Origin of the sequence: Paraburkholderia sp. SIMBA_053 (assembly GCF_046534895.1) — a bacterium.
GTDB classification, from domain to species: Bacteria; Pseudomonadota; Gammaproteobacteria; order Burkholderiales; family Burkholderiaceae; genus Paraburkholderia; species Paraburkholderia caledonica.
Genome location: NZ_JAWRXU010000209.1, coordinates 1 through 368, shown reverse-complemented (window position 1 = coordinate 368; position 368 = coordinate 1). Strand labels below are relative to the sequence as shown.

The window sequence follows — 368 nt, the reverse complement described above, 5'->3', positions numbered from 1 at the left end:
CCATCGTCTCGCACCCGAAGTCGAAGCGGAACTCGGACTGATCCATCATGAAACGCCCGAAGATCTCGTCAAGGTCTGCGACATCATCAATCTGCAGATGCCGCTTTATCCTTCCACCGAAGGCTTTTTCAACGAGCGCATGTTGAGCCTCGCCAAGCGCGGCGCCTACCTCATCAATACTGCGCGCGGCGCGTTGTGCGACCGTGACGCGATTGTGAAGGCGCTGGAATCCGGCCCGTTGGCGGGCTACGCGGGTGACGTCTGGTTCCCACAACCGGCACCCGTCGATCATCCGTGGCGCACGATGCCGTACAACGGCATGACGCCGCACATCTCGGGCAGTTCGCTGTCGGGCCAGGCGCGCTACG

At 62.0% G+C, this 368-nt stretch carries 1 protein-coding gene; it reads left to right on the top strand.

The features are described from left to right. On the top strand, positions 1-368 hold a 368-nt coding region (locus SB753_RS35300), incomplete at both ends, for an NAD(P)-dependent oxidoreductase (protein ID WP_410804708.1).